General features: G+C 38.8%; 21 protein-coding genes. 6 read left to right on the forward strand and 15 right to left on the reverse strand.

Annotated elements, in window-relative coordinates; genetic code table 11:
* Positions 1-9 precede the first annotated feature (9 nt).
* Genes GNP81_RS08790 through GNP81_RS08830 form a run of 9 tightly spaced genes read right to left on the reverse strand, consistent with a single transcriptional unit; the run spans position 10 to position 7,596 of the window.
* Entirely contained in the window at positions 10-1,545 is a 1,536-nt protein-coding gene (locus tag GNP81_RS08790; protein ID WP_155672117.1) for an HAL/PAL/TAL family ammonia-lyase, read from the reverse strand.
* The gene (locus tag GNP81_RS08795; protein WP_155673412.1) at positions 1,535-3,226 is read right to left on the reverse strand and encodes a glycosyltransferase family 2 protein; all 1,692 of its coding nucleotides are present in this window, start codon (positions 3,224-3,226) and stop codon (positions 1,535-1,537) included. Before GNP81_RS08795 ends, GNP81_RS08790 begins: the two co-directional genes overlap by 11 nt.
* A 2-nt stretch (positions 3,227-3,228) precedes the next feature.
* The gene (locus tag GNP81_RS08800) at positions 3,229-3,603 is read right to left on the reverse strand and encodes an ApeI family dehydratase (RefSeq protein ID WP_155673411.1); all 375 of its coding nucleotides are present in this window, start codon (positions 3,601-3,603) and stop codon (positions 3,229-3,231) included.
* Between the two features lie 13 nt (positions 3,604-3,616).
* Positions 3,617-5,005: an AMP-binding protein gene (locus tag GNP81_RS08805; protein ID WP_196587331.1), complete on the reverse strand. Its 1,389-nt coding sequence runs from the start codon at positions 5,003-5,005 to the stop codon at positions 3,617-3,619.
* Positions 4,981-5,541 (reverse strand): COG4648 family protein, encoded by a 561-nt coding sequence (locus GNP81_RS08810; RefSeq protein WP_155672120.1) that lies wholly within the window; start codon positions 5,539-5,541, stop codon positions 4,981-4,983. The genes GNP81_RS08805 and GNP81_RS08810 overlap by 25 nt, the downstream gene beginning before the upstream one ends.
* Positions 5,541-5,798, reverse strand: a complete 258-nt coding sequence (locus tag GNP81_RS08815) for an acyl carrier protein (protein ID WP_005418340.1) — start codon at positions 5,796-5,798, stop codon at positions 5,541-5,543. The genes GNP81_RS08810 and GNP81_RS08815 overlap by 1 nt, the downstream gene beginning before the upstream one ends.
* A gap of 11 nt (positions 5,799-5,809) precedes the next feature.
* Positions 5,810-6,067: a phosphopantetheine-binding protein gene (locus GNP81_RS08820; RefSeq protein ID WP_017018452.1), complete on the reverse strand. Its 258-nt coding sequence runs from the start codon at positions 6,065-6,067 to the stop codon at positions 5,810-5,812.
* 7 nt (positions 6,068-6,074) lie between these two features.
* On the reverse strand, positions 6,075-6,872 hold the full coding sequence (locus tag GNP81_RS08825; RefSeq protein WP_133415284.1) for a lysophospholipid acyltransferase family protein: 798 nt from the start codon (positions 6,870-6,872) through the stop codon (positions 6,075-6,077).
* 4 nt (positions 6,873-6,876) lie between these two features.
* Entirely contained in the window at positions 6,877-7,596 is a 720-nt protein-coding gene (locus GNP81_RS08830; protein ID WP_196587330.1) for a beta-ketoacyl synthase chain length factor, read from the reverse strand.
* 138 nt (positions 7,597-7,734) lie between these two features.
* Between GNP81_RS08830 and GNP81_RS08835 the strand changes: the two genes are divergently transcribed.
* From GNP81_RS08835 to GNP81_RS08845, 3 genes are all read left to right on the forward strand, one after another.
* Positions 7,735-8,310 carry a YceK/YidQ family lipoprotein gene (locus GNP81_RS08835; protein ID WP_155672122.1) on the forward strand — a complete coding sequence of 192 codons (576 nt, stop codon included), beginning with the start codon at positions 7,735-7,737 and terminating at the stop codon, positions 8,308-8,310.
* 103 nt (positions 8,311-8,413) lie between these two features.
* Positions 8,414-9,481, forward strand: coding sequence for a methyltransferase (locus tag GNP81_RS08840; RefSeq protein ID WP_146864044.1), 1,068 nt, complete (start codon positions 8,414-8,416; stop codon positions 9,479-9,481).
* Between the two features lie 99 nt (positions 9,482-9,580).
* Positions 9,581-10,819 carry an NAD(P)/FAD-dependent oxidoreductase gene (locus tag GNP81_RS08845; protein ID WP_336495394.1) on the forward strand — a complete coding sequence of 413 codons (1,239 nt, stop codon included), beginning with the start codon at positions 9,581-9,583 and terminating at the stop codon, positions 10,817-10,819.
* An 82-nt stretch (positions 10,820-10,901) separates the two neighbouring features.
* Here GNP81_RS08845 and GNP81_RS08850 read toward each other — a convergent pair whose 3' ends face one another.
* Positions 10,902-11,498: a VOC family protein gene (locus GNP81_RS08850; RefSeq protein WP_155672123.1), complete on the reverse strand. Its 597-nt coding sequence runs from the start codon at positions 11,496-11,498 to the stop codon at positions 10,902-10,904.
* Positions 11,499-11,705: 207 nt separating this feature from the next.
* Here GNP81_RS08850 and argS point away from each other — a divergent pair, with 207 nt between their 5' ends.
* A complete protein-coding gene (gene argS / locus GNP81_RS08855; protein WP_155673408.1) occupies positions 11,706-13,439 on the forward strand; it encodes an arginine--tRNA ligase in 1,734 nt (577 codons plus the stop codon).
* A gap of 114 nt (positions 13,440-13,553) precedes the next feature.
* On the opposite strand, the gene yfbV is transcribed toward argS, so the two are convergent.
* Complete coding sequence (yfbV, locus tag GNP81_RS08860) at positions 13,554-14,003, reverse strand: terminus macrodomain insulation protein YfbV (RefSeq protein ID WP_005418327.1); 450 nt, start codon at positions 14,001-14,003, stop codon at positions 13,554-13,556.
* A 317-nt stretch (positions 14,004-14,320) separates the two neighbouring features.
* Here yfbV and GNP81_RS08865 point away from each other — a divergent pair, with 317 nt between their 5' ends.
* Positions 14,321-15,517, forward strand: a complete 1,197-nt coding sequence (locus tag GNP81_RS08865; protein WP_012533087.1) for an acetate kinase — start codon at positions 14,321-14,323, stop codon at positions 15,515-15,517.
* Positions 15,518-15,616: 99 nt separating this feature from the next.
* On the forward strand, positions 15,617-17,782 hold the full coding sequence (gene pta / locus GNP81_RS08870; protein WP_005418323.1) for a phosphate acetyltransferase: 2,166 nt from the start codon (positions 15,617-15,619) through the stop codon (positions 17,780-17,782).
* A gap of 282 nt (positions 17,783-18,064) precedes the next feature.
* Here the strand turns inward: pta and GNP81_RS08875 are convergent, their stop codons facing one another.
* The 4 genes from GNP81_RS08875 to GNP81_RS08890 all read right to left on the reverse strand — a co-directional run bounded on the left by GNP81_RS08875 (position 18,065) and on the right by GNP81_RS08890 (position 24,845).
* Positions 18,065-18,307 (reverse strand): FeoC-like transcriptional regulator, encoded by a 243-nt coding sequence (locus tag GNP81_RS08875; RefSeq protein WP_005418321.1) that lies wholly within the window; start codon positions 18,305-18,307, stop codon positions 18,065-18,067.
* Complete coding sequence (gene feoB / locus GNP81_RS08880) at positions 18,304-20,580, reverse strand: Fe(2+) transporter permease subunit FeoB (RefSeq protein WP_155672125.1); 2,277 nt, start codon at positions 20,578-20,580, stop codon at positions 18,304-18,306. The genes GNP81_RS08875 and feoB overlap by 4 nt, the downstream gene beginning before the upstream one ends.
* Position 20,581: 1 nt before the next feature.
* Complete coding sequence (locus GNP81_RS08885) at positions 20,582-20,809, reverse strand: FeoA family protein (RefSeq protein ID WP_005418316.1); 228 nt, start codon at positions 20,807-20,809, stop codon at positions 20,582-20,584.
* Positions 20,810-21,437: 628 nt separating this feature from the next.
* Positions 21,438-24,845, reverse strand: coding sequence for an AraC family transcriptional regulator (locus tag GNP81_RS08890; RefSeq protein WP_155673407.1), 3,408 nt, complete (start codon positions 24,843-24,845; stop codon positions 21,438-21,440).
* Positions 24,846-24,930 lie beyond the last annotated feature (85 nt).

The raw sequence follows: 24,930 nt of genomic DNA on the forward strand, positions 1-24,930 counted from the left end.
CATTTAACCTTAATATAGAGTCCAGTGCTGCTGCTGAATCTTCGCCATAAAGTTACGTAAATCGTTCTCTAATGGTCGGTCTTCATCAACAAAAGCAAATTCAGTTAATACTGCATCACGCATGGCTTTAAGCTCTGTACTTAACTGGGTATCATCAAGCTCACCTTGTTTTTCACGCAACACTAACGCTTGAGTTGCCGCTAATAATGAAGCTGATGTCACTTGCTCTGTTAACTGTAAAACACGTAAGCAATCACGAGAGGCAATCGTACCCATGCTCACTTTATCTTGGTTATGGCACTCTGTTGAACGTGAGAACACACTTGCTGGCATCGTGCCTTTAAGCGCTTCTGCTGTCCATGCTGAGATACCAATTTGTACCGCTTTAAAGCCATGGTTAATTGGTTTACGAGCCCCTGTAGAACCCGTCAGGTTAAATGGTAAACCGTTATTGAATTTGTAATCCATTAGCTGTGCCATTTGGCGGTCTAATAAATCAGCAATGTTCGCTACTGCGGTTTTTAGCATGTCCATTGCCATTGCAATATGACCACCATAGAAATGACCACCATGAAGAACACGCTCATTATCACCATCGATAATTGGGTTATCGTTCGCACTATTTAATTCATTTTCAATCATTTGACGTAAAAACGGTAGGCTATCTTGAAGTACACCAATCACATGTGGTGCACAACGAAGTGAGTAGCGGTCTTGCAGACGATCGCTGTTTCTTGGTGGTGTTTCATTATGTAGATCAGAACGTAACCAAGCAGCAATTTGTTGTTGACCTGGATGTGGTTTAACCGCAAATAACGCTTCATCAAAGTGGAAGTCATTACCTTGCATACCTACCGATACCATTGCGGTGATCTTAGTTGCCATTTGAGCTAAATACTCAGCACGCTTATACGCTAAACACGCTAATGCTGTCATCACTGATGTACCATTCATTAAAGCCAAACCTTCTTTTGGCTTAAGCTTGATTGGTGTGATGTTTAGCTCTTTAAATACATCTGCAGTTGCACGGATTTCGCCTTTATAGATCACTTCACGCTCACCAATAAGTGCAGCCGCAAGATAAGATAATGGCGTTAAATCACCACTGGCACCCACTGAACCCTCTTGAGGAATACGTGGAGATACGCCGTGATTAATTAGAGTGACGATTTGGTTAAGCAGATCGTGAGTAACGCCCGATACCCCTTGTGATAAAGAGCATAAACGAGTCGCTAATACGGCACGAGCTTGTTGTTCATCTAAGTTTTCACCTAAACCACAACCGTGGAAACGAGTTAAATGTAGCGGTAATTCATCCACTAAATCCATTGGGATTGCTACAGTACAAGAGTCACCATAACCCGTTGTTACACCATAGATCACGCCTTCTTCTTTTAATAAACGTTCTAAAAACTCAACACCACGGTCAATTTTGGCAGTGAATTCATCAGAGTTATTAAGTTGTGCATTTGCACCATTTGCGATATCAACAACGTCTTCAATTGTCAGACGTCCTTTACCAAATGTAATTGAATTAGTTGTCATCTTTCTTTCCAGTTAACTGCCAAAAATTAAAAAAGTTATACCATTGTGATGGTGCTTTTAATGTGAAATGCTCCAGACGTTGAGCATAATTTTGTACGACTTCTTGCAAAGCCTCTTCTCGCTTACCACGAGGTAATATGATTTGTTCAGAAAACGGTTCTAAATACACATCAAACAGCGGATCTTTTTGTGTGTCATCACGAAGTCCAAACATTAAATATACTGGTTGCTTTAAAATAGAGGCCAACATAAATGGCCCTTGAGGGAATGGCGCAGGTTTACCAAGAAAATCAGCCCAAATAACTCGATTTTCTTTTGTAACCGAGGTTCTATCCCCAACGATCACAATCCATTCACCATCATCAATTTTTTGCTGTAATAAAATCGCTGTATCAGGCCCTATTTTAGACACCTGAATAACATTCACTTCTGATTGTGGATTAACGGTTTTCATTACCGTATTAAAACGCTCTGCATGCTCAGTAAAAACTAACGCATTAATCTTAAGATGAGTATGACGACGGCTAAGCGCACGACATAGTTCTAGATTTCCTAAATGAGAACCCAGTAATACAATGCCTTTTTCACGCTGAGCTAACGTTTCATAGTGTTCAATTCCATGCACGGTAAGGTTCTTATCTGAGAAATCCCCACGCCATGCCGCTAACTTATCTAACATGGTTTCACCAAAAGAAACTAAATGACGATAAGTGGTTAACTTTTCAGGTAATTGAATGCCTTTAATTCGAGCATAAGCGTTTACTTGTTGAATGAAGTCATCAGAAGCGTCTTTAACTGAACCACCACGTAGGTAGTAATAAGCCATGACTGGTTTGAGTAATAGTGAAAAAACCTTGCGACCAAACGTTGAATAGATCCAAAGCAAAAATTGAATACCTAAAATCGTACCGCGCTCAGCATGAGACGACCAATGATCTTCTTGAACAGGTTTACGTTTTAGTAATGAAGGAATGCGAGGTAGCATGCCAAAAAATAATTTGGTGTGCATCCAACTGATTTTCACGTTATCCCATAACGCATCGAAATGAGAAATACCATCTTCTGGATAAATAACACGAGTATTGATAAAGCGAATATCGGTTTCATTCCAGTACATACGAACCATGATTTCTGTATCAAAATCCATACGTCGACCGATAACAGCTCGCTCTAGTACATTAATCGTTGGGCCAATAGGATAGGAACGGAAACCACACATGCTGTCTTTAATGGCAAAAGAAAGCGTCTCAATCCACACCCAAATATGCGTAACATAGCGACCATACAAGCGAGATTTAGGCACACTCTCATCGTAAATAGGTTGCCCAGAAATCAGAGCCGTTGGGTATTCTTGAGATTCAGCAATTAATTTAGGCAAGGCTTCAAGATCATGTTGACCATCAGCATCAATTTGAATCGCGTGACTGTAACTTTGCTGATAGGCTTTTTCGATACCAGCAATCACAGCACCACCTTTACCTTGGTTTTCGGTCAGTGTGATTAAGGTAATCGACGCATTATTTTGAGTTACTTCTTCTAAAATACGCTTTGTTTCATTCTCACTGCCATCATCAACGATGATCATTGGATAGCCATACGACATTAATGAGTCAACAACGGCAGGAATGGTTTTACCATGGTTATAACAAGGAATTAAAAAACAAGGACGAAAGTTAGTCATGATTACGCTCCTAACACAATACGGCCAGAGGCGTGATTGCTTACTGTATCGCCTTTGTTTGAACGGTAAGTAAAATACAACTTACTCTTCTCGATATCCCATTTAAGCTCAAGTTCCACTTCCATATTAGGTAAAATAGGCTCTTGAAACTTAAGCACTTCCATCCCTTTAAAGTTTGAATGCACATTAAGATACTGTTTAGCGTAATGAATAGCCCAATCAACTTGAGTAACACCGGGTAGCAAAGGATGATTTGGAAAATGTCCGGTAAAATCTAAGATATCATCGTCAACACGCATACAAATAAGCACACTTGGCTGCGCTTCATTTACTGAGATGTCTTTTGTTGTAAGAATACTTGGCTTACGTTTTTTCATAATCTAATCTTTCTTAATTATTCGCGTCACTAAACAGCTGTTTTAAATCGTGCATTTGACGTTTACCTTGGCTATTTAGTGGAATTTCACTCACATTTCGAAAACGACGAGGAATACCAACAGGCTCTAACCATTCTCGTAGTTCTGAACGCAATGTTAACCAGAACTTACCCTTAGAGCCTTGATTCATAAGTTTAGTTCCCGCTTCTGATAGAACAATCACTGCACCTAATATAGTACGTTTTTCTTCTTCCATCGGGATAACTGCGGCTTCATTAATCCACTCTAACTGCATTAATCGTTTTTCAACTTCCGTTAAAGACAACCGCTTTTCTTCAATTTTAATAACACGATCAACTCGGCCTTTTAGCACAAACTGGCCATTATCAAGCAAGTCACAATAATCGCTGGTCGCGTACCACTCTTTTTCATCAATAAAGGGAGAAAGCAATTCTAAGCAATGCTCAATGTTTAAACGAGCTTGATGAGAAGGAAAGAAACACCACAAAGAACTTGGTTCAAACTGCTGACGATAACCAATACCGCCAGTTTCTGTACTACCATAAACTTCAAATGGACGCAGTGAGAGTTTTTTCTCACTTTGCTCAGCCCCTTCAATAGCAAGCGGCCCACCAGATGAAAAAACCATCTGATAAGTATTGTGTCCTTCATGATCAACTAAGCGCTTAAGCAATGCAGGGCTACAAATAAGCGTTTTTTTATCATCAGGTCGATGAGATAAGATTTGCTCTGGGTAAATAAAGTTATGGCGACTAAAAGCACGCTCAGCCATTAATGGCCATAGCACTCTAAACAATAAACCATAGATATGTTGGTGTGATACCGTGCTGTAAATTTCGCTTTGTCCGAGTTTTTCACCCCATAAACTGTCTAATTGTTGAATTTCGTTATCCAATAATTGAAGGGTTTTATTTATAGGTTTCGGAGTGTCTGTTGAACCTGAAGTAAAAAGAGTAAGCGCAATATCACTAAGAATAAGCGGTGATAATTCAGCTAACTGATCACTTTTTATATCATGATAGGCAACATGCTCACTGCATGGCATCACCTTGATAATGTCATCATGAATTAGAGCATCAAAATGCTGAGATAATTCGGCCAATGCTGCTGGTTGATGATTACCTGGAAGGATCAGATGCTTACCCGCATGGGCTAATGCAAGAAAAGTAACCGCAAAATAATAGCTATCATCAAAACACAATGCCCACTTATCTTGAGGCTTTTGCTGAAAAAACGCACATGCTTGCTGTACGTCTTTTTGAAATTGAGAATAAGAAATATATGAGTGCTGCTCATCAAAACACACCATATGGTCTGTTTTATCTTGTAATACTAACTGCGAAAGAGAGACTGTTTTCATACTTCTTTTTTTCTTATCCATTGGCGCACTAACCATTCGCTTATGAATAATGTTCCAATAAGCAAGTAGCTAATAAATCCGTTGTATAGCATCCACATCTTCATATCCATGAAACAGGTAGAAAAAGAGATAGAGCCATTAATAATAAAAAATACACACCAAATTTTAGTTACGGTTCTGGTGTACTTAACGCCACTTTCAGGTAAATCGGGTTCTTGTAGACGAGCAAAACGTTCAATCATGCTTTGGGATTGAAATAAACTCCAAAAAAACATAACGAACATAACGACATTGACTATTACAGGATAGAAAGTAAACCAACCTTCAGCTTTAAAGATCCAACCAAGAGAAGCAAGAATTATCCCTGCTCCACCACTAATAATAGCGATGTATTTGAGTTCTTTTATCGGTACTTGTTTACCACCGACCATCCGCACTAAAAACAATACCGCTAGTACGCCTGCTACCGTTTTTATTCCACCAAAATGGAGACCGTAATAGACCGCTAGCGGATATGCTAAAAGCGCAATGGCTGACAGCGCTGTCAGCCAACGCATTATTCGCCTTTTAACAGTGCAGCAACTGAATTTACTACATCATCAACCGTACGAACTTCTTTGAACTCTTCAGGTTTGATTTTTTTACCTGTCACTTTCTGCAAATGAACAACAAGATCGACAGCATCAATGCTATCTAAATCAAGGTCAGTATATAGCTGAGCTTCTGGAGTAATATCTGCCTCATCAATTTCAAACAGTTCAACTAACGCAGAAGTTACTTGCTCTAATACTTGCTCTTTATTTACGTCTGTCATTATTTACTCTCTTACGCTTTGTTTGCATTAATGTAAGCGGCTAGGTTTGCTACTGACGCAAAATGTTCGCGAGTTTGAGTATCGTCAGCATCTAACACTAAGTTGTACTTTTTCTTAATTGCTAAACCTAGCTCTAGAGCATCGATAGAATCTAAGCCCAAGCCGTCACCAAATAGCGGTGCATCCGTTTCAATATCATCAACAGAGATATCTTCTAGGTTAAGAGCGTCAATAATTAATTGTTTAATTTCGTTGTGTAATACTTCCATCAATGACCTACTTATTTTCTTTTGATGTGTTGACTTCATTTTGTGGATACAAAGCTGTATCTAAAAATCGATTTACATTTCGAGCCGCTGAAGATGAAGCGTCAGCGTCTTCGATAAATGGAGTGATGGCGACTCTCTCTTTCACTTGTAAATGGAAAAAAGGACGAACATCAGGAACTTGATACCACTTTGCTTCTTTAGTTAAAAAACTGGGTGTTACTGTGATATGAATAATACGAATATCACTTTGACTACGAACCGCAATTTGCGCTGCGCCTCGTTGAAGTTTTGATTTTTTACCCGGCGTTGTTCGTGTTCCTTCTGGAAAAACCAACAATACATTACCTGAGTTTAATTTTTCAGAGCATTCTTCTAAAAACGCTTCTGGTTCTTGGTTTGGAATATACCCCGCAGCTCTGACAATCCCTTGTGTAAACGGATTATGCCATAAGGCTGCTTTTACGATGCAATCACATTGCTTCAATTGTGAAGCAATTAAAACATAATCTATTAAGCTTGGATGATTAGCGACAATTAAGCAATTTCTGTCACTTTGAAGAAGCTCTGCACCATCAAATTGGTATTTAATCGCACGACTATAGTGCATTGTTTTACAAAAGATAAAAAAACTACGTTGGATAATTGATTGCACTCGAACTTCGCGTTGTTTTTTATCTTTTGCTGTAAACGTAAGCAATGGAAAAACAATAAATGTCAAACAAAGTGCACCGACCCCAAATAAAGAGAAACAGAAACCGGTGGCTAGAATTCGCCAGTATTTATCAGTGCGTTGAAGTAAAGTCATAAGACTATTTTCGATTCCATATCCATTGTTTTGAAAAACTCTCGGTTATCCATTGAGAGTGTGATCCTACTAAGTTAGCTATACATTGCAACCCATGAGGCAATCCAGAAGGTTTAATTGTAGGTTTATTGTTCCATTGAAGAGAAAAAACATCCCCTGCGCTCATTATTAAGCCAAATGCATAGCCTTGATAGTTTTGTTTTTCAAACTCGTAGTAATGAGAAGGTAAAGGTTCGTCAAAATCAATAATGAGTACTTTGTCATTTGGTTTTTCAACTAAGTACGCAGCGGCTTCAACAACCGCAGAATGGAAGGTGTTTTCTCCAGCGGCGATAGAAGTAACAGGAATGGCTTTCTTGGCAGTAATGGTAAATAGACCTGCGGCAGTATTATGAACAGATTGAGAAAAAGCCATTGGAGAAGCATCATCTCCATTCAAAATATCTTCTAAAAGAGCCACTGTTCGAGTTAATTCACCATGTCGACTAGAAAAAACTAAATAATCAATATCATTTTCTTCCGCTAATGTTAGTGCGGTTTGCACAGCTAATTTACTTAACGAGCTCATTCTTCTTCGAGCCATTGCCGGTATTTTATCGACAGGCGCTTTTTCATTTTCAGGCCAAGTGAAATTATTTTCACTCCATTCTAACCACGCATTTTTGCTATCCAAACCTGCAGAAATTGCGTGCCAATCGATAATATTAAAATTTGCGTATGTCATGATATCCATCTAGTCGTAAAAATATTACAATTTGTTAGCCTACTCGTATAGGATATATGAATTCAGTGACTTGGCGCAAATACAATAATGCGAGTCATACGGTAAATAAATATATATAGCGAAATTTAAGGGACTACCATGTCATTTTTAAAACCATTATTAGCGACTTCCGGTTTAATAATTTTATCGGGTTGCGCTAGTGTCATGACTCTTACTGATAAAAATACTGGTGAAGATTTATTCCTTACCAATAAACCCGTTTATACTCTTGTTAACCTTCACCCTGATGATGCGCGCTCAAAACTTTATTCTGTTAATTTTCAACAGGATGGATTAATTCCTCTTTGTACCCAAGTCGATATTGTCAACGTTAGCTCTAAACGCCTTACATTTAAAATTGATAGTAGTGGTAGAGAATATATTTTAGATAAACACAAATCATCTCCTGATTTTGCAAAATACTTAAGTAACTATTTTGGTACTGAGTGTAATACTGCAAAAGTAAAAAAATTGAGTGCACTTGACCAACAAGGAATAAAAGAAGGTGTGGTTAAGAAAGGCATGACAAAAGAAGGCGTGAAATATGCGATCGGCTTCCCACCAGAACACAAAACGCCTAATTTAAATAGCGAACAATGGTTATATTGGAAAAATAGATTTAATACTTTTAAAGTCGAATTTAACGGTAATACCGTATCAAATATAATCGATTAATATCATTCTCTCTTATATATCAGTGGTTTCTTGCTTTTGAACAAAGTTTCACTCAATACCACTGATATGATCATTTTATCATCTTCAACTATGGTTAATCTCTGTGACTCAATATAAAAATGACCCATTTAATGCATTAGAAGCAAAAACAGAAGCCCAAAAACTTTCTTTTGCTCCTATTGTTTTCCATACAGCTCGAACACTTAGAGATCTTGGTATTCTAGCGGCTTTAGACAAAGCTCAAGATCAAGGTTTAGATGCTGAACAATTAGCACAAGAAACGGGTGTTTCTGAGTATGGTGTAAAAGTTTTACTTGATATGGCATTAAGTGCGCACATTGTTACTTGGAATAAACCAAACTATGTTCTTGCGAATCTTGGTCACTTCTTATTACATGATGGAATGACGAACGCTAACTTAGATTTTACGGCTGATGTTTGTTATGCCGCTATGATGCACCTTACTGAGGCAATTCAAGAAGGCACACCAGCAGGCTTAAAAGAGTTAGGCGACTGGCCTACGATTTATGAAGGTTTATCTCGATTACCAGAAAAAGCTAAAGAGAGCTGGTTTAAGTTTGATCATTTCTATTCTGACCGTTCATTCCCTATATTATTAGAAAAAGTATTAAGCCAAAAACCAAAACGTCTGTTTGATATCGGCGGTAATACAGGTAAATGGGCACTGCAATGCTGTAATTACGATAACGATGTTGAAGTGACAATCATTGACCTTCCACAACAAATTGAAATGGCGTTAAAAAATGCCAAAGAACAAGGTTTTGCTGACCGTATTAATGGTCACCCAACGAACATGCTTGATAAGACTCTACCATTACCTCAAGGTGCAGACGTATGGTGGATGAGCCAATTCTTAGATTGTTTCTCACCAATGGAAATCTTAAGCATTTTAAAACGCGTTCGTGCCGCTATGTCTACTGATGCGAAAGTGTATATTTTAGAGCTATTTTGGGATGCGCAAAAATACGACGCCGCTTCATATAGCTTAAATGCGACATCGCTTTATTTTACTTGTTTGGCAAATGGTAATAGCCGTTTCTACCGTTGCAGTGATTTCTTAGAGATTATTGAAGAGGCTGGTTTTGCTGTTGCGGAGCAAACCGACAATATTGGTTTAGGACATACTCTACTTGAGCTGCGCGCTAAGTAACTGTGTTTTTAAACAAATATTATCTATAAATATAATAAATATTCTCACCACTTTAGGTTTCATACGTAAAGTGGTGCTTTTGTCTTAAAAGGAGCGCTTGTGCAATCACCACAAACAACTCAAGTGGCTATTATTGGTGCTGGGCCATCAGGCTCTATTGCTGCTGCACTATTAAACAAACACAATATTGACTGCATTATTCTTGAGAAATCGACTTTTCCTCGCTTTTCTATCGGTGAAAGCCTTTTACCTGCGTGCATGGAATCCATTAAAAATGCAGGCATGCTAAAAGCGGTTGAGGATGCTTGTTTTCAATTCAAAAATGGCGCCGCTTTTCATTGTAATGACACTTTTACTTCTTTTGATTTTACCGATAAATTTACTGACGGCGCAGGAACCACATTCCAAGTACAACGTGGCAACTTTGATAAAGTTTTAGCAGATTGTGCAACAGAGCAAGGCGTTGAAATTCGCTATCAACATGAGATAACCAACGTTGATGTAAATGCAGAAAAACCTCTGTTATCTGTACTGGATGAAAACGGAACAGCTTACCAAATTCAAACAGATTTCATTCTTGATGCGAGTGGCTTTGGTCGTGTTCTGCCAAAACTATTGGAACTCGAAGAACCTTCATGCCTGCCACCACGTCGTGCTATTTTCACACACATCAAAGACAATATTACTGACGAAGGCTACGACAGAAATAAAATCTTAGTTTCTGTTCATCCAACAAATGCACAAGTGTGGTATTGGTTAATTCCATTCAGTAATGGAACTTGCTCTTTTGGTGTAGTTGGAGTGCCTGAGTTCTTTGATGCGTATTCAGAAGATAAAGTAACGGCATTAAAGCAACTTGCTGAAGAAGAAAGCCACCTAAAGCACCTATTAAACCAAGCTGAATACCCAAACCCATGCGGTGAAATCATGGGATATTCAGCAAATGTCAGTAAGCTGTTCGATAGAAACTTTGCTTTACTGGGCAATGCTGGTGAGTTTTTAGATCCTGTGTTCTCTTCTGGTGTGACGATTGCAATGAAATCAGCAGAGTTAGCTGCCGATTTATTAATTAAGCAATTTAATCAAGAAGACGTTAATTGGCAGCAAGATTACTCAGATAAGTTAATGAAAGGAGTGAATGCATTCCGTTGTTACGTGGAAGGATGGTATGAAGGGACATTCCAAGATGTTATCTTCCATGAAAATCCAAATCCTAAAATTAAACAAATGATCTGCGCTATTTTAGCGGGCTATGCTTGGGATGAAACTAATCCATTTGTTGCCGAGCCGGAGCGTCGCTTAAAAGTAGTTGCTGAATTATGTAAACCACTAAGTTAACTCATTCACTACCATCCCATAATCAAAAAAGGCATCTAAACTCCAGATTGGATGCCTTTTATGTTTTTAAAGCCTGCTTATCTTATGCTTGTTCACTCTCAATAACTGCTTTTAAACTGTGAGGATGAAGCTTTATACACACTCCTTGGTATTTGAATGCTACGGTGTAATTTGCAATACGCTCTGCATCACCTGATGGGCAGCTTTGTTTTACTTTAACGCCCAAAGACGCCAAGTTATCCCACTTATCTTTTAGAGATGGGAACGTTTTAAATACATATTCCAAAAACGCTTCTTGAGAATCCACATCACATGGGATAACCCATTCTACATGTTCCCACCCTTGCTGCGGATAACTTTTATCACCAGGATATGGCAACTCTAAACATTCAATAGACCAATCATTGATAGTTAACGCTTGATTAAAACCTAAAGCAATAATAGGACGGCCGTTAATTTCATTATTTGACCATTCCTCTGCTTGTTGTAGCCACGCTTGATGAGCCGCTTCTGCTACGTCTCGATCATTAATTCTTAGTGCAATGTGATCCGCTTGATATTGAGTTAAATCGATCTCTAATACATCGAGTAATGCTTGGATCTTCTTCATAAATGAAGGTAATGCATTAATCAGTTGTTGAGGCTCTAATTGTTGCTGTTTTAATAATAGTGATGACATGAAGGCAACCTAACGGTAAAAAAGAGAAACCGAATTGTATCAACCTCTTTACTTGATGTTTAGAACCTTTCGAGAAATAGCCTCTAAGTTGCAATAAAAAATAACAGAAACTATTAAATATCCCCTGTTTTATTGCTATTATTAGCGATTATTTTGCTTTCCATGCAATAGCATTCCTGTTTAACAGCGATATGAAGGATAACCTCTTTGAATATTCAATCACTTATTAACGACAAAGTTTCTCAAGCGTTAGAAGCAGCCGGTGCGCCAGCAGGCAGCCCTGCCGCAGTACGTCAATCTGCAAAAGCACAATTTGGTGACTACCAAGCTAACGGCGTAATGGGCGTAGCTAAGCGACTAGGTACAAACCCACGAGAATTTGCTCAGAAAGTACTGGATGTTTTGGATCTTGATGGCATCGCTAGCAAAACTGAAATTGCAGGCCCTGGCTTTATCAATATTTTCTTATCAGAAGAATTCCTAGCAAAACAAGCAGAAGCAGCATTAGCTGACGAACGCTTAGGTGTTGCTAAAGAAGAACAACAAAACATCGTTGCAGACTACTCTGCACCAAACGTTGCTAAAGAAATGCACGTTGGTCACTTACGTTCAACCATCATTGGTGATGCTGTTGTTCGTACTCTTGAGTTTTTAGGTCATAACGTTACTCGTGCTAACCACATCGGTGACTGGGGTACTCAGTTCGGTATGCTTATCGCAAACCTTGAGCGTATCCAAAAAGAGAAAGGCGAAGTTTCTATGGAACTGTCTGATCTTGAAGGTTTCTACCGTGAATCTAAAAAACTGTATGACGAAGACGAAGAGTTTGCAGTAACAGCGCGTGGTTATGTTGTTAAACTTCAAGGCGGCAATGAGTTCTGCGCAGAAATGTGGAAGAAGCTTGTTGACGTTACTATGGTTCAAAACCAACGCAACTATGACCGTCTAAACGTATCACTTACTCGTGATAACGTAATGGGCGAAAGCATGTACAACAGCATGCTTGCTCCAATTGTTGCTGACCTTCAAAAACAAGGTTTAGCGGTTGAAAGTGAAGGCGCGCAAGTTGTATTCCTAGACGAATACAAAAACAAAGACGGCGAGCCTATGGGTGTTATCGTTCAAAAACGTGACGGTGGCTTCCTGTACACTACAACGGATATTGCTTGTGCTAAATACCGTTACGAAGAACTGAATGCAGACCGTGTTCTTTACTTTATCGACTCACGTCAACACCAGCACTTAATGCAAGCTTGGACTATCGTTCGTAAAGCGGGTTATGTTCCTGAGAGCGTATCTCTAGAACACCATGCGTTTGGTATGATGCTAGGTAAAGATGGTCGTCCATTTAAAACTCGTGCAGGCGGTACCGTTCGTCTAGCTGATCTTCTTGATGAAGCCGAAGAACGTGCAACAAAACTGATCGAAGAGAAAAACAAAGATCTATCTGCTGAAGAAAAAGCAAAAATTGCTACAACAGTTGCAATGGCTGCAGTTAAGTACTCAGATCTTTCTAAGCACCGTACTACGGACTACATCTTCGATTGGGACAACATGCTTGCATTCGAAGGTAACACTGCACCTTACATGCAATATGCATACACTCGTGTGGCTTCTATCTTCAGCAAAGCTGGCTTGTCTATGGACGAGTTAACGGGTGAAGTGAAGATCACTGATGAGAAAGAAAAAGCGCTAGTTGCTAAGTTAATGCAATTTGAAGAAGCGGTTCAAGCGGTAGCAAGTGAAGGTCAACCTCATCTAATGTGTGCTTACCTATTTGAACTTGCAGGTCAATTCTCTAGCTTCTACGAAGCGTGCCCTATTCTTAACAACGAAGATGAAGCTGTTAAACAAAGCCGCCTGAAGCTAGCTGCATTAACAGCGAAAACAATTAAGCAAGGCTTAGAGCTATTAGGTATTGAAACGCTAGAGCGTATGTAATTCCTATTTCAACAATCTGAATACTCACTTATTCAGATTGTTGATAGCTAAAGATCAAAAAAGGAGCTAATTTTAGCTCCTTTTTTTATTATCTATACTTTGTGTAAGAAAATATTAAAACCAACGTTCTAAAGCTGTTTTGTCTAACTGTTTAAACGCTTTATTCAAAATATTCGCCAGTTCTTTATAACGTGGCTGACTCTTCATTGGCTCTAATGCAGCCCCTGATTCAATAATTTTTTGATACAACTCACGATACCAACTCGCAAGTGCTGGCGGTAATTTTGTATTCGCTCTATTACCTAACCACCAAAAACCCTGTAATGGCATACTAATCGCAAACAATGCAATGATGATCGCTTGTGGCAACCCAGCAGTATTATTAAAAACCATTTGCGTTAATACGCTGATAACCGCAACCGCTGGCATAACTTTAACAGCGAACTTAGTTGCTTTAATCACTCGTTGCTCAGGGAACATCGGAGCTAACTCTTTTCGCTCAGGCCAAGTATCCATATAGGTTTGACCATCTCGAAATCGGAATAAAAAACCGTTTTCACTCATATTGCCCCCTTGGACTTCTAAACAAAAGTTGAATCATTCAAAAAAATACAGAATAAACTTGATTAGAATTAATATTATCTTAAAATATTTTTGTTATCTTAGCGCACAATCGTTATCCTATGCGCTGATTTATCTTTTGCTGTAGTTCTACTATAAGCTAAAAGTAGATAAATCGGCAAGGACTGCTGTAATGCTCTTACTAAGGATAGCTAATTTTTTTGGATAAATGTGGTTGTTTTCAATTAATCGACTACATTTGTCGTGATATGTCATTACGACATAACTTTAATTACTGATGAATAAATAGGTATTTATACATGTCTAAGCTGGTTTTAGTTTTAAACTGCGGTAGTTCTTCTCTTAAATTTGCGGTTGTTGACGCAGAATCTGGTGCAGAGCACTTAACTGGTCTTGCTGAGTGTCTTGGTCTTCCTGAAGCTCGTATGAAGTGGAAACTTGATGGCAAGCACGAAGCTCAACTAGGTGCAGGCGCTGCACACGTAGAAGCTCTATCATTTATGGTAGAAACTATCCTTGCATCTAAGCCAGAGCTTAAAGCTAACCTTGGCGCTATCGGTCACCGTATCGTACACGGTGGTGAGCAATTCACTAAGTCAGCTCTTATCACTGACGAAGTACTTAAAGGTATTCAAGACGCTGCAACTTTTGCACCTCTTCATAACCCAGCTCACATCATCGGTATCGAAGCAGCTAAAGCTAACTTCCCAGGCCTTCAAAACGTTGCTGTATTTGACACAGCGTTCCACCAAACTATGCCTGAAGAGTCTTACCTATACGCTCTTCCATACAACCTATACAAAGAGCACGGCATCCGTCGTTACGGCATGCACGGTACTTCTCACCTGTTCATCACTCGTGAAGTTGCTGGCCTACTAAACAAACCTGTTGAAGAAGTTAACATCATTAACTGTCACCTAGGTAACGGCGCATCTGTATGTGCAATTAAAAACGGTGAATCTGTAGATACTTCTATGGGTCTTACTCCTCTTGAAGGTCTAGTAATGGGTACTCGTTGTGGTGATATCGATCCTGCTATCGTTTTCCACCTACATGACGCTCTAGGTTACTCTGTTGAACAAATCAACAACATGCTAACTAAAGAGTCTGGCCTACAAGGTCTAACTCAAGTAACTTCTGACTGTCGTTTCGTTGAAGACAACTACGGTGAGAAAGAAGAAGCAACACGTGCGATGGACGTATTCTGTCACCGTCTAGCTAAATACGTTGCAGGTTACACAGCAACTCTAGAAGGTCGTTTAGACGCAATCACTTTCACAGGCGGCATCGGTGAAAACTCTGCTCCAATCCGTGAAATGGTTCTTAACCGTCTAGGTATCTTCGGTATCGAAGTTGATGGCGAAGCAAACCTTAAAGCACGTTTCGGTGGTGAAGGTACTATCACTACTGCTAACAGCCGTATTCCTGCAATGGTTATCTCTACTAACGAAGAGCTAGTTATCGCAGAAGACACAGCTAAACTAGCTGGTCTGTAATATCTCCTAAAAGGCTAGCCATTAGGTTAGCCTTTTTTCTTTCTATGGCTTTATTTTTTCAATAAGGTCTCTTGCCCCAATAGTGTAGAGGAATTTTCCATGTCTCGTACTATTATGCTTGTTCCAATCAGTGCTGGTGTTGGTCTAACTAGCGCAAGTTTGGGTGTATTACGTTCAATGGAACGTAAAGGCGTAAGCGTTTCTTTTTACAAACCAATCTCTCAGCCTCGTCACGGTGGTGATCAACCTGATCTAACTACTTCAATCGTGACTAGCAGCAGCGATATCAAAGCAGCAGAACCAACTACAATCTCTCGTGCAGAAGAACTGCTACGTAACGAACAGTCTGACGTTCTTCTAGAAGAAATCGTTGCGCGTTACAAGTCTATCAGTCAAGACACTGATGTGACGCTTATCGAAGGTTTAGTTCCTACTCGTAAACACCCATTTGCTAACCAATTAAATGGTGAAATCGCAAAAACTCTGGGTGCTGAGATTGTGTTTGTAGCAACTCCTGGTACAGATAACCCTTCTCAACTTAAAGAGCGTATCGAAGTAGCATGTTCTAACTTTGGTGGCACTAAGAACAAACAAATCGCTGGCGTTATCATTAACAAGCTAAACGCTCCTGTTGATGAAGCTGGTCGTACTCGCCCTGACCTATCTGAAATCTTTGATGATGCAGATGCAACGACTAAGACTAACCTTGAAGTAATGCAAATCTTCAACTCTAGTCCTATTCGTGTTCTTGGTTGTGTGCCTTGGAAAGTAGACCTAATTGCTACTCGTGCTATCGACATGGCTAAGCACTTAAATGCTGAAATCATCAACGAAGGTGAAATTGCGACTCGTCGTATTAAGAGCATCACTTTCTGTGCACGTTCTCTACCGCATATGATTGAGCACTTCAAACCAGGTTCTCTATTAGTAACTTCTGCTGACCGTCCTGACGTTATCGTTGCTGCATGTCTTGCTGCAATGAACGGCGTAGAAATCGGCGCAATCTTACTGACTGGCGGTTACGAAATCCCTCAATCAATTGCTGAACTTTGTAAGCCTGCTCTAGAGTCTGGTCTTCCAATCTTCACTGCGCAAGGTAACACTTGGCAGACTTCTCTAAATCTACAAAGCTTCAGCCTTGAAGTTCCTGCAGATGATAAAGAGCGTATTGAGTTTGTTAATGAGCACGTTGCTAGCCACATTGATGGCCCTTGGATTGACTCTCTATCTGAAGGTACTGAAGGTATCCGTCGTCTAAGCCCACCAGCATTCCGTTACCAGTTAACTGAATTTGCTCGTAAAGCGGCTAAACGTATCGTTCTTCCTGAAGGTGATGAGCCTCGTACAGTTAAAGCTGCGGCTATCTGTGCTGAGCGTGGTATCGCGACTTGTGTTCTTTTAGGTAACCCTGAAGAAATCCGTCGTGTTGCAGCGCAACAAGGTGTTGAACTTGGTGCTGGCGTTGAGATCATCGATTCTGATTCTGTACGTGAAAACTACGTTGCTCGTTTAGTTGAGCTACGTGGCGCGAAAGGCATGACTGAAGTTGTGGCTCGTGAAAAACTACAAGATTCAGTATTCCTTGGTACTATGATGCTTGAAGCGGGTGAAGTTGACGGTCTTGTTTCTGGTGCGGTTCATACCACAGCAAACACTATCGTTCCTCCATTCCAAATCATCAAAACAGCTCCAGATGCTTCTATCGTATCTTCAATCTTCTTCATGCTTCTGCCTGATCAAGTTCTTGTATACGGTGACTGTGCGATCAACCCAGATCCAACAGCTGAACAACTTGCTGAAATCGCTATCCAATCTGCTGATTCTGCAGCGGCATTTGGTATCGACCCACGTGTTGCAATGATCTCTTACTCTACTGGTGAATCTGGTAAGGGTGCAGACGTTGATAAAGTACGTGAAGCAACTAAGATCGCTCAAGAGAAACGTCCTGATCTAATGATCGACGGTCCTCTACAGTACGATGCTGCAATCATGGAAAACGTAGCTGCTTCTAAAGCACCTAACTCTCCTGTAGCTGGTAAAGCAACTGTATTTGTATTCCCAGACCTAAATACTGGTAACACAACGTACAAAGCGGTTCAACGTTCTGCTGACCTAGTATCTATCGGTCCAATGCTTCAAGGCATGCGCAAGCCAGTAAATGACTTGTCTCGTGGTGCTTTAGTTGACGATATCGTATACACAGTAGCACTAACAGCTATCCAAGCGGATCAAGCTGCACAAGCTGAAGAAAAAGTAATTAACTAATTTAATGCTCTAGTAATAGAGTGTAGTTAATGAAAATAGGAAGACACGCGATGCAAATTGCGTGTCTTTTTTTGTGGTTATGAATCAGGGACTAGGGACTAGGGACTAGGGACTAGGGACTAGGGACTAAGAATAACCCTCGGATATTGTAAGTGAAGCAATAACCTCTCTTTTGATCTTCTCTCGTCCCTAATTACTAGTCCCTTGCCCCTTTTAACCATAAAAAAAACGAGAACCAATTGGCTCTCGTTTTTATTTATCACTTTAATCTAACTTTAGCGACTATCGTATATAAGTGGTCATTAGCTCATTTTGATACACTGGGCGATACCACACACGTTCTGCCTCTTGGCAACATTGTGTTTTCTCACATCCGGCGAGTTCACGAGTTAGTTTTCCTTTTTTTACCCAAAGCTCAAGCATTGCATCAACACCATCTTCACTCATGCTGAATTTCTTTGCTAATGCAATACGCTCTACACGGCCTTGTTCGTCAATATACTGCTTAAGTTCGGTTAAAATCATACTAATGCTGCCTGCTGTTCTTGAGCTTCTTGACCTTTACGTTTTAGTACTAGGTAAGTCACTAACATAATAATAAGTGAAATGGCTATCCACATAGCACTTGTCATCGGTGCTGCTGAGAAGTGAGCAATTTGGTAGTACAGTGTTGCAGAAACATAAGCAAGTAGCATTGTCCATCCAGCAATAAAGTACGAGTATTTACGACCAAATTCACGCATATATGCCCCCATTGCGGCTACACATGGAGTGTAAAGCAGAATGAAGATTAAGTATGCCATTGCACTTGCACTTGTTACAAAGTGAGCTTGTAGATTACCGAAGATAGAGTTTTCAACACCCTGTTCTTCTGCTACCGCTTGAATATCTGTTAAATCACCAACTTCAACACCTAATGGATCTGAATAACTTAAGCCTGATAGATTATCTGGGATAGACATTACCGCTTCATTTAAGCTTGCCATTAAGTCAAATTCAGCATCATCGCTTGCAGGATCTGCATACAAGCTATTTAACGTACCAACAACCGCTTCTTTAGCAAAGATACCAGTGATGATGCCTACTGTTGCTGGCCAGTTATCTTCTTTAATACCAATAGGAGCAAGAACAGGTGTAACTACTTGAGCGGCTTTTGATAACACTGAATTTTCACTGTCTTCGTTACCAAATGAGCCATCCATACCTAAAGAGTTGAAGAAGCTTAGTAGTGTTACAACAACAACAATTGTTTTACCCGCACCAAGTACAAAACGTTTTAGTTTCTGCCATGTTTTGATCATGATATTACGCATTGTTGGGAATTCGTAATCTGGAATTTCCATGATAAACGAATCACTACGCCCTGGATAAATCGTATGTTTCAGTAACAGACCAGTAAAGACAGCAGCTAAAATACCAAAAAAGTACAAACCAAATACAACGTTTTGACCGTTCTCTGGGAAGAAAGCTGCAGCAAACAATGCATACACAGGTAAACGAGCACCACATGACATAAATGGAGCCATTGATGCTGCCAATTTACGCTCACGCTCTTGTTCTAGAGTACGAGTAGCCATGATAGCTGGAACGTTACAACCAAAGCCAAGTACAAGTGGTACAAACGCTTTACCTGGTAATCCAATCTTTTGCATCACTTTATCAAGTACAAATGCAGCACGAGCCATATAACCAGAGCTTTCTAGTAAAGAAAGGAACAAATATAGACATGCAATAACAGGAATGAAGGTCGCTACGGTTTGGATACCACCACCGACACCATCTGCAATTAACGTCACTAACCAAACAGGTAAATGTCCATCTAGTAAGTAATGACCACCATCAACAAGAAGAGCACCAACACCGATATCGAAGAAATCAATAAATGCACTACCAATGTTAATCGAGAACATAAACATTAAGTACATGACAAAAAAGAAGAAAGGAACACCAACCCATTTATTTAAAATAACTTGGTCAATTTTCTCACTCACACTATGGCTTAATCGGCCTTCTTGACGACGCAATTGCTGACATAATTGATGTAAAAAAGTGTATCGGCAATCAGCAATATGGAAATCTGCTTCAACATTTGTATTTAGTACATTAGCAATGTTAGCAACTTGATTTCGCTTATCTGCTTCTAATGTATTAAGCACTAACGCATCATTTTCTAGTGCTCGAATCGCAAGAGAACGACTTGATGCATATTCACTTGAAAATAGTTCTGATGCTTCTTTAATTGCAGATTCAACGTCATCACCATATGTAAGTTCAAGTGGCATCATTTTAATGCCTTGAGCAATAGACTTATGTAGCTTTTCTTTAAATTTATGAACTTGAGTTTTGTCATTTGCAGATAAAGACAATACCGGACAACCCAGTACTTTTTCTAAGCCTTTCACGTCTAAAACTTGACGTTGACGTTTAAGTACGTCCATTTTGTTTAGAACAACGATCATTGGGCGACCCAACTCACGAAGTTGTAGCGTCATATATAAGCTACGTTCTAAACATGAAGCATCAACAACATTAATAATCACATCTGCGGCATGAGTTAACACTGCTCGTGATGCAATAGTTTCATCCAGACTGTTTACGTCATTACCACTATCTAATGCATAGATACCAGGTAAGTCAGTGAGTAAAAACTCATCACCAGAACAAGTATATTTACCGGTTTTCTTTTCAACCGTAACACCAGCCCAGTTACCTACTTGTTGCTTTGCACCAGTTAATCCATTAAATAGCGTTGTTTTACCGCTATTTGGGTTACCTACAGTTAATACTTGATACTGCATTTTATAATTCCTTAACTGTAATTTGTTCAGCTAGATTCTTTCGGATAGCCAGAGAAGTGCCTCTAACACTAATCTGTAATGGGTCTCCCATTGGAGCTTTTCGTAGAATCGCAATTTCAGTATGAGGCAACATGCCCATTACCATTAACTTTTTTCTTGTGTCGGTTGGTAACAAAGACATGTCTGTTACTACAGCTTTTTTGCCGCTCTCTAATTGCGCTAGGTTCATCTCAAGCTCCACGATAGTGAGAATCATTATTATTTCGTTTCATTTTATAACTAACAGTTACTTTTTTCTTGCGCTAAATCAATTTTTTTCAGTAAATTGACAAAAAACATCAAATACCCTTTTGTTAATCGTAAAATAAGATATATGACATTGCTTCCAAAACCACGTCAATTACGTCAATTTAATACCATAAATAAATAACGTTAAAATAATTAAAAACATAACAAAAACGACAAACAAAAAAATATCATTTAAAAACAAACAGATAAGTATAAAATTATATGAATGTCGTTTTTGTACCAATAGATTGTCGTTATTTTGATATGTAAAAAAAGAAGGGGCGATTATAGTTAATTACATCGAGAGGGAGACCTCTCAACTTTTATTCTAATAGAAGTAACAAGAAGTATCTTGTTACTTCGGCAGCAAGCGAAGGCGTCTTTGGCGCCCGTGACGTAGTCCCCCCGGCTACGTCACGATCTTTTTTTTCTTTATGAAAATACCCATCCGATTAAATACCTCATATTGAACCCCAAACATTCAACACGTTACCTATATTTATCGACCAAGTTTGATCGTATACATCACTTATTTTCTTTTAAATATCTTATATCGTTTCAGTTACGTACTATTCTTCATTCTCAGTCACAAACTGTGTTGGTGACAAACCATAGTGACGCTTAAAACGCTTACTAAAATAAGAAGGGTCATTAAAACCAGATTCAAAAGCTGCGTCGGCAACTTTCTGACCAGAGATAAGCAGTTCACATGCTTTTTCTAATCGTGTATCAATTAAGTACTCCATAAAGGAACGCTGGGTTAATTGCTTAAATTTTCGTTGTAGATTTCGTTCCGAGATATACAATGCTTTTGCTGCCGCACTCGTACCAAAAGATGCGATAGAGTAATTATCTTCAATAAGTTGGTAGACTTTTAATAACCATTCTTGATGTAATTTCTGCTCATCACTGTCTTTATCTTTAGAATGAACCTCTGGTACTTGAGGCGTAATAAATTCATCGATAGCAATCGGCCACGAAAATTGCAATTCATTAGAACCGGACATGTTCTTAACTATTTCAAAGTGCCCACCATTTTGAACAGTTAGTAATTTAACTGCAGGGAGGCCTAATGCTTGATTAATCACTTCAATCGTTTGTGATAAATCCACTCTTCCTAATTCATCTAACTCAGTGACGGATATCTCTGCACCTTCGCTCAAAAAGTAAGCAGCTACTCGTGTGCCATCACACTGAATACGTATCATTACCACCTCTCCTGATTGACTTCGTTTTAATAAGCTAAATAATACATTATTAAAAATGGCGTCAATCAATAGTGGTTGAACAAAGATAGAAACACCTTGTGAATTGTCTTCAAGTACAAGATCAACCCCTTTTGTATGGTATTCATCTTTCCAGCTTTTTAATGCCGCACTAAGTAAAGGAGCTAAAACTTGATTGGTTCTTTTATTCTTTTGCAACGTAACAAAAGGTTCAATATGAGTTAGTTGCTCTAATAACTGCAAACTGTGTTCACATTGATTCGCCAGAGCAAGGTTTGTAAGTAACCCTTTCTTTTGTAAATTCGCTTGAATGTCTTTAATTGGCTGCCTAGCTTGTTCTGCCATTTCAGAAATAACATGCTGACGAACAGTAAGAAGCTTTTGTAATTGTCGATTACTTGATATTAATGCTTTACCTTGATTGCTTAATTGCTTCGTTTTAATTTCAACACTTTTTTTCAGCTTCTCATTACTTTTCTTAATTTCTTTAGAGCGCCAATAGTAAATGCCCATTAAGATTGCACTCACTAAACTAAATAAAAAGAAGATAAACCAAGGAGCAAAAAACCACGGGACCTCAACATAAAACTCAACCTCAGTCACAAGACTTCTTCGTTGACCATTATTTCGCGGTTTTATACGCAATTCATATTTACCAGATTGCAACGAATCAAAGATTAATAAGCTACCATCAAAATCTTGCCATGCTTCATCATTAGAGCCCAACAATTGAAAAGAAAGCGACTTGTTATTGAACTCAGGAAGCACACCAAACAAAAACGATATATTCGCCCCATAAGGAACTTGCTTGGTTAACTTTTTCTCTCCTCCATAATTCACAATTTCAGAATCAATTTTAATTTGACCTAATACTACGTGAGGTTTTGGACGATGGTATTCAATTAACTCCTGTTCATGAGCAACGATAACACCATCTTTACTTGCAAATAGCATTACGCCATTTGGGGATATTGAACAAAGATCAGGAAGTAACTCATTATTAATAAGCCCACTTTGAGTTCCAAAATGCTTTACGATTCGTCCGCGGTGAGTATATAAAGAGAGCCCTTTACTTGATGATAGCCAAACACCGTTATCACTGGATAATACACAATGTGGTGTGGTGTATTCTGTTGGTAATGAGATATCCGTTCTTATCCCGTTACTATTACTGATCTGCAAACCATAGTTACTGACAATCCATGAGTTTCCATATTCAGTATCTACCATATCTAAAATGCTGCCAGCATGAACATAGGCATAATCAAAGGTTAATGCCCCATTCTCATAGCGATATAAACCGACATTTGTCCCTATGGATATTTGACTATTCTTATTTTGATAGATGTGTGTTATTTGTATTGAGTGTTTTTGATCCAAAGCCCAAGAAAAACCTAAGTTAACTAATTTATCTTGATGAATATCGTACTTATATAACCCATAAGAACTGGAAAACCATAACATCCCGTCATTACTTAATAGTAAATGATCGATACTTTCATCTTCAACGGGTTTAAGACCTTTAGGTATATAGGTATTTTTTAACTGTGGATCGACTTGCAGAATACCTTTATCCGTTGCCGCCCATACAAACTGCTCACCATGAGTAAGATCATTGATCGAATGTTTACTTATAGTAACGGTAGGTTGATATAAGTTATCCGTATTTATCAATAATAAACCTGAAGATGTGCCTAACCACGCATCATTTTCTGATGTTTGAGTAATCGCATTAATCTCACTTATATTCAATAATCCATTTACGTCTTTATAGCGTAAACGCGAAAATAATCGGTTGCTGTCCGAATAATAACTCACACCATTATCAGTAGCGACCCAAAGACCATTATTATGATCTGCTATGACGGAGTAAACCTTATTACCTTCTAAAGAGTAGTCATCACGAACAACTGCCGTAAAATGATCTATTTTGTTATTTAAAATATTCCATTTATATAAGCCATTACTCGTTCCAAACCAAAAGTAGCTTTCCGTTTCTGAAAATGAAAGTAATGATGAATTTATTAATATTTTTTTATTAATAATTAATTCATGATCATGAAGTTCCGATGACCAAATACTGCCATGAGTCCCTAAAAATATCCTATCAGTATATTTAGAGTAAAAAATGGCATCTATATATTGTCCAAGATAAAGAGGAGTATAGCTTTCTGTTGCTATATCAAATTCGAAAACCCCCTCTGATGTAGAAACGAGCCAGCGATTATCAACATGTATTGCACCAGTTATCGTAATTTCATCTAAAATAGCACTGGTATTTACTTCATTGATATTAGATGAGTAATAACGCTTTTTCTTTGGATCATAAACAAAAAAGCTATCGGTATCGTTCCCCCAGAACATACCATCCTGCTGATTCATTTCTATGATGCTAGTCCCTTTTGGCATCTTATAGACTTCGTTCATTCCTGTTTTTTTAGACCAAGCGTAAATACTTCCTTTTTTAATAAACCAAAACTCTCCATTAAAATACGCTATTTTCCTTGGCAAGGTTCTATCGCTCTTCTCACCTATAGTAAAAATATTTTCGCCATCAAATAGATGAAGTTGCCCATAGATGTCATACATCCACACAGCACCGTCTTCTCTCATAAATAGTTGCTGAGCGGTTATGTACTGACCATCAGTATGAATTGGCATAGGATAAAAAATTGAGCTTTCAGATTGCGATAAAGTGAAAGTAGAGAAGAAGAGAAAAATACTTACAGTAAGTATTCTGAAGAAAAGCATCTACTTGCCTTAGAATGAAAAGAGAACGGAATATAAACATGATAGAAAAACTCCGACTATATAGCAATCAATGCATAGGCAAAGG

Source organism: Aliivibrio fischeri (genome assembly GCF_009727955.1).
Lineage (GTDB): Bacteria > Pseudomonadota > Gammaproteobacteria > Enterobacterales > Vibrionaceae > Aliivibrio > Aliivibrio fischeri_A.

Bases quoted from the DNA above. Each gene is read 5' to 3' on its own strand.
- GNP81_RS08790 (WP_155672117.1), bottom strand. From the start codon at position 1,545: ATGACAACTAATTCAATTACATTTGGTAAAGGACGTCTGACAATTGAA.
- GNP81_RS08795 (WP_155673412.1), bottom strand. From the start codon at position 3,226: ATGACTAACTTTCGTCCTTGTTTTTTAATTCCTTGTTATAACCATGGT.
- GNP81_RS08800 (WP_155673411.1), bottom strand. From the start codon at position 3,603: ATGAAAAAACGTAAGCCAAGTATTCTTACAACAAAAGACATCTCAGTA.
- GNP81_RS08805 (WP_196587331.1), bottom strand. From the start codon at position 5,005: ATGGATAAGAAAAAAAGAAGTATGAAAACAGTCTCTCTTTCGCAGTTA.
- GNP81_RS08810 (WP_155672120.1), bottom strand. From the start codon at position 5,541: ATGCGTTGGCTGACAGCGCTGTCAGCCATTGCGCTTTTAGCATATCCG.
- GNP81_RS08815 (WP_005418340.1), bottom strand. From the start codon at position 5,798: ATGACAGACGTAAATAAAGAGCAAGTATTAGAGCAAGTAACTTCTGCG.
- GNP81_RS08820 (WP_017018452.1), bottom strand. From the start codon at position 6,067: ATGGAAGTATTACACAACGAAATTAAACAATTAATTATTGACGCTCTT.
- GNP81_RS08825 (WP_133415284.1), bottom strand. From the start codon at position 6,872: ATGACTTTACTTCAACGCACTGATAAATACTGGCGAATTCTAGCCACC.
- GNP81_RS08830 (WP_196587330.1), bottom strand. From the start codon at position 7,596: ATGACATACGCAAATTTTAATATTATCGATTGGCACGCAATTTCTGCA.
- GNP81_RS08835 (WP_155672122.1), top strand. From the start codon at position 7,735: ATGTCATTTTTAAAACCATTATTAGCGACTTCCGGTTTAATAATTTTA.
- GNP81_RS08850 (WP_155672123.1), bottom strand. From the start codon at position 11,498: ATGTCATCACTATTATTAAAACAGCAACAATTAGAGCCTCAACAACTG.
- yfbV (WP_005418327.1), bottom strand. From the start codon at position 14,003: ATGAGTGAAAACGGTTTTTTATTCCGATTTCGAGATGGTCAAACCTAT.
- GNP81_RS08865 (WP_012533087.1), top strand. From the start codon at position 14,321: ATGTCTAAGCTGGTTTTAGTTTTAAACTGCGGTAGTTCTTCTCTTAAA.
- pta (WP_005418323.1), top strand. From the start codon at position 15,617: ATGTCTCGTACTATTATGCTTGTTCCAATCAGTGCTGGTGTTGGTCTA.
- GNP81_RS08875 (WP_005418321.1), bottom strand. From the start codon at position 18,307: ATGATTTTAACCGAACTTAAGCAGTATATTGACGAACAAGGCCGTGTA.
- feoB (WP_155672125.1), bottom strand. From the start codon at position 20,580: ATGCAGTATCAAGTATTAACTGTAGGTAACCCAAATAGCGGTAAAACA.
- GNP81_RS08885 (WP_005418316.1), bottom strand. From the start codon at position 20,809: ATGAACCTAGCGCAATTAGAGAGCGGCAAAAAAGCTGTAGTAACAGAC.
- GNP81_RS08890 (WP_155673407.1), bottom strand. From the start codon at position 24,845: ATGCTTTTCTTCAGAATACTTACTGTAAGTATTTTTCTCTTCTTCTCT.